Origin of the sequence: Thiofaba sp. EF100 (genome assembly GCF_039822285.1) — a bacterium.
Taxonomy (GTDB): domain Bacteria; phylum Pseudomonadota; class Gammaproteobacteria; order Halothiobacillales; family Halothiobacillaceae; genus Thiofaba.
The window spans coordinates 449,397-460,000 of sequence record NZ_JBAJEY010000002.1; the positions used below are offsets into that span (position 1 = coordinate 449,397).

The window sequence follows — 10,604 nt, forward strand, 5'->3', positions numbered from 1 at the left end:
GGGATTTTTCAACGGGTTATCCCCCTCTTCCCCAGCCCCTCCCCCTCCAGGGGGAGGGGAGCATGATCCAGACCCGCCCAAGCCGAATGCGAGGCTCTGCATGACCGATCTTGCCACCGACATCCCCCGCCTGCGTGAGGCCGTCATCCAGCGCCTGATCGAGCAGGCTCCCCCGCCTGCACCGTTGAGCCCCGCCGAGCGCGAGGCCTTGCGCGAGCGCATCAAGGCCCTGCTCAAAGAGCGGGATGCCGTGCTGGTGGTGCATTTCTACGTCGATGAGGAATTGCAGAAGCTGGCCGAGGAGACGGGCGGGCACGTGTCCGATTCGCTCGACATGGCCGACTTCGGCAGCCGCCATCCGGCCAAGACCTTGGTTGTGGTCGGCGTGCGTTTCATGGGCGAGACGGCCAAGATCCTGAACCCCGAAAAGCGCGTGTTGATGCCAACCCTGCAGGCCGAATGCTCGCTCGACGTCGGCTGCCCGGCGGAGGCATTCGCGGCCTTCTGCGACCAGCATCCCGACCGCACCGTGGTGGTCTATGCCAACACCTCGGCGGCGGTCAAGGCGCGCGCCGACTGGGTGGTGACCTCCAGCAATGCCCTGCCGATCGTGCGCCACCTCATGGCGCGCGGCGAGAAGATCCTCTGGGCCCCCGACCGTCACCTTGGGCGCTACATCCAGGAGCAGACCGGGGCCGATATGCTGATGTGGCAGGGCGAGTGCGTGGTGCACGACGAATTCTCCGCCGAGGGGCTGCGTGAGCTGATGCGCCAGCATCCCGAGGCCGAGGTGCTGGTGCACCCTGAGTCGCCCAAGGGGGTGGTGGAGCTCGCCCATCATGTCGGTTCCACCTCGCAGCTGATCAAGGCCGCGCGTGAGTCGAGCGCGCCGACCCTGATCGTCGCCACCGATCGCGGCATCTTCTACAAGATGCAGCAGGCCGCCCCAGGCAAGACCCTGATCGCTGCACCCACCCTGGGCCGTGGCGGCAGTTGCAGCGTTTGCGCCCACTGCCCGTGGATGGCGATGAATGGCCTGCAGAACCTGCTGGAGGCCCTGGAGCACCCCGAGGGGCATGAGGTGACAGTCGATCCGGCCATCATCGATCGCGCCCGTCTGCCGATCGAGCGCATGCTCGAGTTCTCGCGCAGCCAGGGGCTCGTTGCCCGCGCCACGAAAGATTGATCTGCGGCGGGAGCGCAGCACCTGCAAAGCAGGTTAAACTCTCGCCGTTTCAACGCATTGATTTGTAGAGGTTGTCATGGCTGGTCACAGTAAATGGGCCAACATCAAGCACCGCAAGGACAGGCAGGACAAGAAGCGCGCCAAGATCTGGACCAAGATCATCCGCGAGATCACCGTCGCCGCACGCCAAGGCCAGAGCGCCAACCCGGCGGATAATCCGCGCCTGCGCCTGGCCTGGGACAAGGCACTGGCCGCCAACATGACCAAGGACACCATAGAGCGCGCCGCCAAGCGTGGTGTGGGCGCGGACGGCGGCGAGAGTTACGAGGAGATCACCTACGAGGGTTACGGCCCGGGCGGCGTGGCCGTGTTCGTCGAGTGCATGACCGACAACAAGGTGCGCACGGTGGCCGAGGTGCGCCACGCCTTCAGCAAGAACGGCGGCAATCTGGGCACGGACGGCTCCGTGGCCTACCTGTTCAGCAAGGTGGGTACGCTGCTGTACGCGCCGGGCAGCAATGAGGATGCCATCATGGAGGCGGCGCTGGAGCTCGGTGCGGACGATGTGGTGGTGGACGAGGATGGCTCCATCGAGGTGCTGACCTCACCGGAGTCCTTCCAGGCCGTGCTCGATGGCATGAAGGCCAAGGGCCTGGTCCCGGAAGACGCCGAGATCACCATGCGCGCGAGCACCCAGGCCCCGGTCGAGGGCGAGGTCGCCGAGAAGCTGGTCAAGATGATCGACATGCTCGAGGACCTGGACGACGTGCAGGCCGTCTACCACAACGCCGAGCTGCCCGAAGGGGCGCTGGCTTGAGGCCGTCTTCCGCACTCCCGGGCTGGCCTCGCGTGTCATCCCTCTCGCCCTTGACGGGAGAGGGGCCGGGGGGAGGGTGACGCACGATGGGACATGCCCCCTCCCTGCGCATCCTCGGCGTCGATCCCGGCTCCGTCACCACCGGCGTGGCCGTGATCGAGCTGACCCGCCGGGAGCCGACCTGCCTGCACCTGGAGAGCCTCAGGCTCTCCGGCAAGGCCGGTTTCCCGGAGCGCCTGGGCGAGGTGTTCACCCGCATCAGTGACCTGATCGAAACCTTCCAGCCGACCGAGTTCGCCATCGAACAGGTGTTCATGTTCAGAAGTCCCGAGTCCTCGCTCAAGCTCGGCCAGGCCCGCGGGGCCGCCATTGCCGCGGCGGTGGTCCAGGGGTTGCCGGTGGCCGAATACATGCCGGCCGAGGTGAAGCAGGCCGTGGTCGGCACCGGGCGGGCAGACAAGGTCCAGGTCCAGCACATGGTCAAGCGCCTGCTGAAGCTCACCGACGATCCCCCAGCCGACGGGGCGGATGCGGCGGCCATCGCCCTCTGTCATGCCTTTCGCCGCACCTCGCTGATGGGGGCGCGCGATGGCGGGGGCTTGAGCGAGCAGCAGCGCGAGAACATGCGCCTGCTGGCGCAGTCGCGCTTCCGCCGCCGCAGCCGATGATGCAGCGAGGCACGCCATGATCGGACGGCTCAAGGGCCAGCTCATCAGCAAACAGCCACCCTGGCTGCTGGTGGATGTGAACGGTGTCGGCTACGAGGTCGAGGCCCCGCTGTCCACCTTCTTCGATCTGCCCGCCACGGGCCAGGAGGTCGTGCTTCTGATCCATACTGTGGTGCGCGAGGACGCCTTCCTGCTGTACGGCTTCCTGCGCGAGGCCGAGCGGCGGCTGTTCCGTGAGCTTTTGAAGGTGACGGGGGTAGGGGCCAAGCTCGCCCTGGCCATCCTCTCCGGCATGAACGCGCAGGAATTTGCCGACGCGGTGCGCCGCAACGATGTCTCCACCCTTGTCCGTCTGCCCGGCATCGGGCGCAAGACCGCCGAGCGTCTGATCATCGAGATGCGCGACCGCTTGGGTGAAGAGCTGGAGGGCGCCGCCCTGCCCGGGGCGGCCCCCGCCGGACGCGGTGCGCTCGAGGAGGCCATCACTGCCCTCGAGGCCCTGGGCTACAAGCCCGCCGAGGCCGCCCGCATGGCGCGCGCGGTGCCGGACGCGGCCACCCTGCCGGCCGGCGAGATCATCCGCGCGGCCCTCAAACAGGCGGTGAAGTGACATGAGCCGCGAGCGCATCGTTACGGCCACCCCGGAGCATGGCGAGGAGGCCATCGACCGCGCCATCCGCCCCAAGCGGCTGGCCGACTACATCGGCCAGCCCGCGGTGCGCGAGCAGTTGGAGATATTCATCCCCGCGGCCCGCGCCCGCGGTGAGGCACTCGACCACCTGCTGATCTTCGGCCCGCCGGGCCTCGGCAAGACCACCCTGGCGCACATCATCGCCAACGAGATGGGCGTGGCCCTGCGCCAGACCTCCGGCCCGGTGCTCGAGCGTCCGGGGGATCTCGCCGCCCTGCTCACCAACCTTGAGCAGGGTGACGTGCTGTTCATCGACGAGATCCACCGCCTCTCGCCCGTGGTCGAGGAGATCCTCTACCCGGCGATGGAGGACTACCAGATCGACATCATGATCGGCGAGGGGCCGGCGGCGCGCTCGATCAAGCTCGACCTGCCGCCCTTCACCCTGATTGGTGCCACCACCCGCGCAGGCATGCTCACCAACCCGCTGCGCGATCGGTTCGGCATCATCCAGCGCCTGGAGTTCTACGGGGTGGAGGACCTCTCCACCATCGTGCGCCGTTCCGCGCGCCTGCTCGGCGTGGCGATGGAGGAGGCGGGCGCGGTCGAGATCGCCCGCCGCGCGCGCGGCACCCCGCGCATTGCCAACCGCCTGCTGCGCCGGGTGCGCGACTATGCCGAGGTCAAGGCCGGTGGGGTGGTCACCGCCGAGGTGGCGGATGCCGCCCTGAACATGCTCAAGGTCGATGCCCTGGGGCTCGACCACCAGGACCACCGCCTGCTACGCACCCTGATGGAGAAGTTCGACGGCGGGCCGGCCGGGCTCGACAACCTTGCCGCCGCCATTGGCGAGGCGCGCGACACCATCGAGGACGTGCTGGAGCCCTATCTGATCCAGCAGGGCTTCATCCTCCGCACCCCGCGCGGGCGGATGGCCACCCCGCTCGCCTACCGTCACTTCGGCCTCAAGCCGCCGACGCGCACGGAGGTCATCCAGGCCGAGTTCCAGGATTTCGCCGCAGATGAGTGAATTTGTCTGGCCGGTGCGGGTCTACTACGAGGACACCGACGCCGGTGGTGTGGTGTTCTACGCCAACTACCTGAAGTTTTTCGAGCGCGCGCGCACCGAAATGTTGCGTGCCCGTGGCGTCTCGCAGCAGGAACTGCTTGAAAATAAAGGTCTTGTGTTTGTGGTCCGCCGCGTGCATGTAGAATATCGCCAGTCCGCTCGGCTGGACGATCTGCTCGAGATCAGCGCGCGTCCAAGGCTTGCGGGCCGGGCGCGCCTGGTGTTCGAGCAGGAGGCCCGCCGCGCCTCGGACCGGAACGTCCTGTGCCGCGGCGAGGCCGAAATCGTCTGCGTGACCGCTGACGGCTTCCGGCCCCAGCCCTTACCCCCATGTATCCTGGAGATCCTACCGTCGTGACTACGGCGCCTGACATGTCCATCATCGGCCTGATTGCCGGCGCAAGCCCCTTGGTGCAGGGCGTCATGCTGCTCCTGCTGATGGCCTCCATCGTCTCGTGGATGATCATCTTCCACAAGCACGCCCAGATGAAGCGCGCCCGTACCGAGATCGACGCCTTCGAGGAACGCTTCTGGTCCGGTGTGAACCTCTCCGAGTTCTACAACGCCCTGACCCGCGATGACCGCCCGCGCACCGGCATGGCCGCCATGTTCGAGGCGGGGTTCCGCGAGTTCGCCCGCCTGCGCCGCCAGGATGCCAGCCATGACCCGGCCCTGCTGCTCGAGGGGGCGCAGCGCGGGATGAAGGTGGCTATGACCCGCGAGATGGACCGTCTGGAGGAGCACCTGCCGGTGCTCGCCACCATCGGCTCCATCAGCCCCTATGTCGGCCTGTTCGGTACCGTGTGGGGGATCATGAGCTCCTTCATGGGCCTGGCGAATGCGGGCAACACCACCCTGCAGGCGGTCGCGCCGGGGATTGCCGAGGCCCTGATCGCCACTGCCATGGGCCTGTTCGCCGCCATTCCGGCGGTGGTGGCCTACAACCGTTACAGCAATGACGCGGACCGCCTGTTCAACCGCATGGAAGGTTTCCAGGAGGAGTTCCTGAGCCTCCTGCACCGGCAGGGCGCCGCGCGCCCGGCGGCCTGAGATGGGTGCCTCCGTCAGTCCGGGGCGCGGCCGTCGTGGCCGCCGCTCGGTGGCCGAGATCAACGTCGTCCCCTACATCGACGTCATGCTGGTGCTGCTCATCATCTTCATGGTGACGGCGCCGATGCTGCAGCAGGGGATCGAGGTCGAGACGCCCAAGACCGCCTCCGAGACCCTGTCGAGCAAGAAAGAACCGCCGGTGGTGGTCAGCGTGGACAAGGAGGGGGTGTTCTATTTGAACATTGCCGACAATCCGAATGCCGCCATGCAGCCCGAGCTGATTCAGGCGCGCATCGCGGCCTACCGCAAACTCAAGCCCGAGGTGCCCGTGTTGGTCAAAGGGGATGCCAGTGTGCCCTATCAGAAGGTCATCGAGGCCATGGCCCTGGTCAAGAACGCCGGGATCGACAAGGTCGGGCTGGTGACCGAATCGCCGGCCAAAGGTAAGTGATCCATGCTCGCCGCGATCAAGCGCATGCCGCGCGCCCTGGCCATCTCGATCCTGCTGCATCTTCTGATCCTGGCCATCGTGCTGATCTCGTTCAATTGGACGCATGAGGCCGAAAGCACCCCGGCCGCCTCGGGCGAGCCCGAACCGATCCAGGCGACCATGGTGGATGCCGCCACCATCGAGGCCGAGATGAACAAACTCAAGGCCGCCGAAGAGGCGCGCGAACGGGCCGAACGGCAGCGTCTGACCGAGATCGAGCGCAAGCAGATGGATGTCCAGCGCAAGGCCGAGGAGGCCGAGCGCCGGCAGCAGGAGGTGCAGCGTCAGGCAGCCGAGGCGGAGCGCCGCCAGCTCGAGGCCCAGCGCAAGGCGGCGGAGGCCGAGGCCAAGGCCCGCGAGCAGGCCGAGATTGCCCTGCGCAAGCAGAAAGAGGCAGAGGCGCAGGCCAAGGCGCTCGAGGAGGCCAAGCGCAAGGCCGCCGAGGAGGCGAAGCTGCAAGAACAGAAGCGCCTGGCTGAGGCCGAGGCCGCGAAGAAGGCCGAGGCGGCCAAGGCCCAGGAGGATGCCAAGCGCAAGATCGAAGCAGAGGCCAAGGCGAAAGCCGAGGCGCAGGCCAAGGCTCAGGAGGAGGCCAAACGCAAGGCGGAACTCGAGGCCAAGGCGAAGGCCGAGGCGGAAGCGGCGCTCAAGGCCAAGGCGCAGGAGGAGGCGGCCGCACGGCAGAAGGCCGAGGCCGAGGCCCGGCGCAAGGCCGAACTCGCCGCCCAGCTCGCTGCTGAGGAGAATGCGGCCGCCAATGCCGCGAACGTCCGTCGCCTGGCGGGCCTGAAGGATCAGTACATCGCCGCGATTCGCGCCAAGGTTGAGCGCAACTGGCTCAAGCCGCCCTCCGCCATGCCGGGGATGAGCTGCAAGGTACGCGTCATCCAGATGCCGGGCGGCATGGTGATGGACGTGCGCGTGGAGCAGTGCACCGGCGATGAACTCTTCAAGCGCTCGGTGATCAACGCGGTGGAGAAATCCAGCCCGCTGCCGCCGCCACCCGATCCCGCCCTGTTCGAGCGCGAACTGGACTTTACCTTCAAACCTGAATGACCCCCGCCGAGGTCCGTGCCATGACCCGACCCATCCTCAAGCTTTTGGCCCTGTTGGCCGTCCTGTTCGCTGCCCTGCCGGCGCGCGCGGCCCTGCAGATCGACATCACCCAGGGTACCGACGGCACCATCCCCATCGCCGTGGTGCCCTTTGGCGGCGGTGCGCCTGAGGACGTCGCCCAGATCGTCAGCAACGACCTCGCCCGCAGTGGTCAGTTCAATACCCTGGCCCCCACCGCCATGCCCGAGCTGCCGATCGACCCGCAGCAGGTCAACTTCGGCACCTGGCGCGCGGCCAAGCGCGACTACGTGGTGGTCGGTCGTGTCCGCCCCGACGGCGCGGGGTATGCCATCGAGTTCTACCTGCTCGACGTCAGCAAGGGCGGGCAGCTCACCGCCATGAGCGTTGCGGCCAGTCGGGCCGAACTGCGCATGGGGGCGCACCGCGTGGCTGACATCATCTACGAGGCCATCCTCGGCATCAAAGGCGCCTTCGCCACCCGCATTGCCTATGTCACCGAGTCCGGCGTGGCGCCCTATCGCACCTACGGGCTCGAGGTGGCGGACAGTGATGGCTTCAATCCGCAGACCGTGCTCGAGTCCCGCGAGCCCATCATGTCCCCTGCCTGGTCGCCGGATGGCCGCCGGCTCGCCTACGTCTCATTCGAAACCCGCCGTGCGGCGATCTACGTGCAGGACCTCTACACCGGCCGCCGTGAGCGCGTGGCCAGCTTCCCTGGCATCAATGGCTCGCCGAGCTGGTCGCCGGATGGCGGCCGTCTGGCCCTGACCCTTTCCAAGGACGGCAACCCCGAGGTCTATGTCCTGGATCTCGCCACCCGTCAGGTCCAGCGCGTGACCAACAGCAGTGCCATCGATACCGAGGCCACCTGGCTGCCGGATGGCAGCGGGCTCGTGTTCACCTCCGACCGGGGTGGGCGTCCGCAGACCTACCAGGTGAGCGCGGATGGCGGTACACCCCGGCGCCTGACCTTCGATGGCGCCTACAACGCCCGCCCCTCCGTCTCTGCCGACGGTCGTTACCTGACCACCGTGCAGGGGTGTGGCGGAGGCTTCTGCATCGCCGTACTCGACCTCAAGACCGGTGCCTCGCGCGTACTCACCAAGGGGCCCATGGACGAGGCGCCGAGCTTCGCGCCTAACGGCGGTATGTTGCTGTACGCGGCCAGCGAGGGCGGGCGCTCGGTGCTCAAGGTCGTGTCCGTCGAAGGACGGGCCAACACCCGTCTGAGCTTCCAGCAGGGCAAGGTGCGTGACCCGGCCTGGGGGCCGTTCCGTCAATGATTCGGGAGCATCGAGCCATGAAGACCACCCCAACGATCCTTTTTGCCTCCATGCTCGCCGCCGTGGCGGCCCCCCTGCACGCCGCACAACCGGAGTGGCGCAGTTGGGGTGGGGGCGACCCCGCGGTCGCGCCGCGCAGCGCCGATGGCGCGGCGCAGGCGGCGGCGCCCACCGCTACCCCATCCCAGACCATCATCAACGAGCTCATGCAGCGCCAGCAGCAGCTCCAGGTCGAGGTGCGCGAGTTGCGTGACCTGGTCGAGCGGCAGGGCTACGAGATCGAACAGCTGCGCAAGGCGAACAAGGACAGCTACGCAGATACGGATCGCAGGCTGCGCGCCCTTGAACAGCCGCCCGCCCCCGTCCCCCCCCAGGCCGAGGCGCCCGCGGCTCCAGTCCCCCCAGTGGTTCCGCCCGCATCCGCCGCGCCGGCCCCGGCGCCTGCCGGCAATGAGCAGGCTGCCTATGATCAGGCCTTCGCCCTGCTCAAGGAGGGTAAGTACGAGCAGGCGATCAAAGCCTTTGACGCCTTCGTCAAGGCCCATCCATCCAGTCCCCAGGTGCCGAACGCCCAGTACTGGTCCGGTGAGGCCCGCTATGTCCAGGGGGATCTGAAGGGGGCGATGCAGCAGTTCGAACTGGTGGTGAAGGGGGCGCCGGCCCATCCCAAGGTGCCGGACGCACTCCTCAAGATCGGCTATCTCTTCTACGACCAGAAAAATTACGCCAAGGCACGCGAAACCCTGAACAAGGTGAAAGAGCAGTTCCCCGGCTCCCAGGCTGCGAACCTTGCGGACCAGCGCCTCAAGCGTATGCAGCAGGAAGGCGTCTGAGGCCGTGGAGCGCATCATCGAAGAGGGCAACGAGACCCTGCGCATCAGCGAGATCTTCTATTCGCTCCAGGGTGAATCGAGCCGGGTCGGGCTGCCCACGGTGTTCGTGCGCCTGACCGGCTGCCCGCTGCGCTGTGTCTACTGTGACACGGCTTATGCCTTCGCCGGCGGCGAGACTTGGAGCCTTGAGGCCATCCTGGCCGAGGTCGCGCGCCACAAGACCCCGTACGTCTGCGTGACCGGCGGTGAACCCCTGGCGCAGAAGCGCAGCCTCACCCTGCTCACGGCGTTGTGCGATGCCGGCTACAGTGTCAGTCTGGAAACCAGCGGCGCCTTCGATATTGCCGGGGTCGATGCGCGAGTCAGTCGCATCATGGACCTGAAGACGCCCGCCTCCGGCGAGGAGGGGCGCAACCTCTACGCCAATATCCCGCACCTCAAGGCGAGTGACGAGGTCAAATTCGTCATCGCCGACCGGGCGGACTACGCATGGTCGGTGGCCAAGCTCAAGGAATACGACCTCCCCTCCCGCTGTCAGATCCTGTTCTCGGCGGTGAATGGCCGCCTCGCCCCGGGGCAGCTGGCCGACTGGATCCTCGAGGATCACCTCCCGGTGCGTCTGCAGGTCCAGCTGCACAAGATCCTGTGGGCGGAGGCCCGCGGTCGATGAAGGATGGCGTGCGCCGCGCTGTGGTCCTCGTCTCGGGTGGACTCGATTCCGCCACCGTGCTGGCCATCGCACGGGCCGAGGGTTATGCGTGTTATGCCCTCAGCGTGGAATACGGCCAGCGTCACAGATCGGAACTCGAGGCCGCGCGCAAGGTGGCAAGCAGCCTGGGGGCGCAGGAACACCGTGTCGTCCGGGTGGATCTGGGCGGCATGGGTGGCTCGGCCCTGACCGACCCTGCCATCCCGGTTCCCGAGGAAGAGGGCACGGGCATTCCCGTGACCTACGTACCCGCCCGCAACACCATCATGCTCTCCATCGCCCTCGGCTGGGCCGAGGTGCTGGGGGCGCAGGACATCTTCGTCGGTGTCAACGCGGTCGACTATTCTGGCTATCCCGACTGTCGCCCGGAATTCATCCGGGCCTTCGAGCAGTTGGCCAATGTCGCCACCAAGGCGGGCATCGAAGGGCGCGCGTTCTCCATCCATGCTCCGCTGATGCACATGAACAAGGCCGAGATCATCGCTCGGGGCACGGCGCTCGGGGTGGATTATGCCCAGACGATCAGCTGCTACCAGGCCGACGAAGCCGGGCGTGCCTGCGGGCGCTGCGACTCGTGCAGGCTGCGTGCCGCGGGCTTTGCGGCGGCCGGTCTCCCTGACCCTACGCGCTACGTCAAAAAAAATTCATGAGGGGGCTTGCGCAGCGGAAAAGCCTCCGTATAATGCGCATCTCGGTTGGGTCGTTAGCTCAGTCGGTAGAGCAGTTGGCTTTTAACCAATTGGTCGTAGGTTCGAATCCTACACGACCCACCAAAAAGATTTCGCCGGCTT

13 protein-coding genes and 1 tRNA gene are annotated in these 10,604 nt (G+C 67.0%); all 14 read left to right on the forward strand.

Annotated features, from left to right (window positions below):
* Positions 1-100 precede the first annotated feature (100 nt).
* The 14 genes from nadA to V6D91_RS06630 all read left to right on the forward strand — a co-directional run bounded on the left by nadA (position 101) and on the right by V6D91_RS06630 (position 10,586).
* Complete coding sequence (nadA, locus tag V6D91_RS06565) at positions 101-1,186, forward strand: quinolinate synthase NadA (protein ID WP_347318889.1); 1,086 nt, start codon at positions 101-103, stop codon at positions 1,184-1,186.
* Between the two features lie 76 nt (positions 1,187-1,262).
* Positions 1,263-2,003 (forward strand): YebC/PmpR family DNA-binding transcriptional regulator, encoded by a 741-nt coding sequence (locus V6D91_RS06570; RefSeq protein WP_347318890.1) that lies wholly within the window; start codon positions 1,263-1,265, stop codon positions 2,001-2,003.
* A gap of 86 nt (positions 2,004-2,089) precedes the next feature.
* Positions 2,090-2,671, forward strand: a complete 582-nt coding sequence (ruvC, locus tag V6D91_RS06575) for a crossover junction endodeoxyribonuclease RuvC (RefSeq protein ID WP_347318892.1) — start codon at positions 2,090-2,092, stop codon at positions 2,669-2,671.
* Positions 2,672-2,687: 16 nt separating this feature from the next.
* The gene (ruvA, locus tag V6D91_RS06580) at positions 2,688-3,281 is read left to right on the forward strand and encodes a Holliday junction branch migration protein RuvA (protein WP_347318893.1); all 594 of its coding nucleotides are present in this window, start codon (positions 2,688-2,690) and stop codon (positions 3,279-3,281) included.
* 1 nt (position 3,282) lies between these two features.
* Positions 3,283-4,332, forward strand: coding sequence for a Holliday junction branch migration DNA helicase RuvB (gene ruvB, locus V6D91_RS06585; RefSeq protein ID WP_347318895.1), 1,050 nt, complete (start codon positions 3,283-3,285; stop codon positions 4,330-4,332).
* Complete coding sequence (gene ybgC, locus V6D91_RS06590; protein ID WP_347318896.1) at positions 4,325-4,729, forward strand: tol-pal system-associated acyl-CoA thioesterase; 405 nt, start codon at positions 4,325-4,327, stop codon at positions 4,727-4,729. The genes ruvB and ybgC overlap by 8 nt, the downstream gene beginning before the upstream one ends.
* A complete protein-coding gene (gene tolQ, locus V6D91_RS06595; RefSeq protein WP_347318898.1) occupies positions 4,726-5,421 on the forward strand; it encodes a protein TolQ in 696 nt (231 codons plus the stop codon). Before ybgC ends, tolQ begins: the two co-directional genes overlap by 4 nt.
* 1 nt (position 5,422) lies before the next feature.
* Complete coding sequence (gene tolR, locus V6D91_RS06600) at positions 5,423-5,872, forward strand: protein TolR (RefSeq protein ID WP_347318900.1); 450 nt, start codon at positions 5,423-5,425, stop codon at positions 5,870-5,872.
* Between the two features lie 3 nt (positions 5,873-5,875).
* Positions 5,876-6,967 carry a cell envelope integrity protein TolA gene (gene tolA / locus V6D91_RS06605; protein WP_347318901.1) on the forward strand — a complete coding sequence of 364 codons (1,092 nt, stop codon included), beginning with the start codon at positions 5,876-5,878 and terminating at the stop codon, positions 6,965-6,967.
* A 20-nt stretch (positions 6,968-6,987) separates the two neighbouring features.
* Positions 6,988-8,271, forward strand: a complete 1,284-nt coding sequence (tolB, locus tag V6D91_RS06610) for a Tol-Pal system beta propeller repeat protein TolB (protein ID WP_347318902.1) — start codon at positions 6,988-6,990, stop codon at positions 8,269-8,271.
* Between the two features lie 17 nt (positions 8,272-8,288).
* On the forward strand, positions 8,289-9,104 hold the full coding sequence (ybgF, locus tag V6D91_RS06615) for a tol-pal system protein YbgF (protein WP_347318904.1): 816 nt from the start codon (positions 8,289-8,291) through the stop codon (positions 9,102-9,104).
* Between the two features lie 13 nt (positions 9,105-9,117).
* On the forward strand, positions 9,118-9,774 hold the full coding sequence (queE, locus tag V6D91_RS06620; protein WP_347318939.1) for a 7-carboxy-7-deazaguanine synthase QueE: 657 nt from the start codon (positions 9,118-9,120) through the stop codon (positions 9,772-9,774).
* On the forward strand, positions 9,771-10,463 hold the full coding sequence (gene queC, locus V6D91_RS06625; RefSeq protein WP_347318906.1) for a 7-cyano-7-deazaguanine synthase QueC: 693 nt from the start codon (positions 9,771-9,773) through the stop codon (positions 10,461-10,463). Before queE ends, queC begins: the two co-directional genes overlap by 4 nt.
* A gap of 47 nt (positions 10,464-10,510) precedes the next feature.
* Positions 10,511-10,586: transfer RNA gene (locus tag V6D91_RS06630), tRNA-Lys, on the forward strand.
* The last annotated feature ends 18 nt before the right edge of the window (positions 10,587-10,604 follow it).

Coding starts and splice junctions, on each gene's coding strand:
- ybgF (WP_347318904.1), top strand. CDS start 8,289: ATGAAGACCACCCCAACGATCCTTTTTGCCTCCATGCTCGCCGCCGTG.
- ruvC (WP_347318892.1), top strand. CDS start 2,090: ATGGGACATGCCCCCTCCCTGCGCATCCTCGGCGTCGATCCCGGCTCC.
- ruvB (WP_347318895.1), top strand. CDS start 3,283: ATGAGCCGCGAGCGCATCGTTACGGCCACCCCGGAGCATGGCGAGGAG.
- ybgC (WP_347318896.1), top strand. CDS start 4,325: ATGAGTGAATTTGTCTGGCCGGTGCGGGTCTACTACGAGGACACCGAC.
- nadA (WP_347318889.1), top strand. CDS start 101: ATGACCGATCTTGCCACCGACATCCCCCGCCTGCGTGAGGCCGTCATC.
- ruvA (WP_347318893.1), top strand. CDS start 2,688: ATGATCGGACGGCTCAAGGGCCAGCTCATCAGCAAACAGCCACCCTGG.
- V6D91_RS06570 (WP_347318890.1), top strand. CDS start 1,263: ATGGCTGGTCACAGTAAATGGGCCAACATCAAGCACCGCAAGGACAGG.
- tolA (WP_347318901.1), top strand. CDS start 5,876: ATGCTCGCCGCGATCAAGCGCATGCCGCGCGCCCTGGCCATCTCGATC.
- queC (WP_347318906.1), top strand. CDS start 9,771: ATGAAGGATGGCGTGCGCCGCGCTGTGGTCCTCGTCTCGGGTGGACTC.
- tolB (WP_347318902.1), top strand. CDS start 6,988: ATGACCCGACCCATCCTCAAGCTTTTGGCCCTGTTGGCCGTCCTGTTC.
- tolR (WP_347318900.1), top strand. CDS start 5,423: ATGGGTGCCTCCGTCAGTCCGGGGCGCGGCCGTCGTGGCCGCCGCTCG.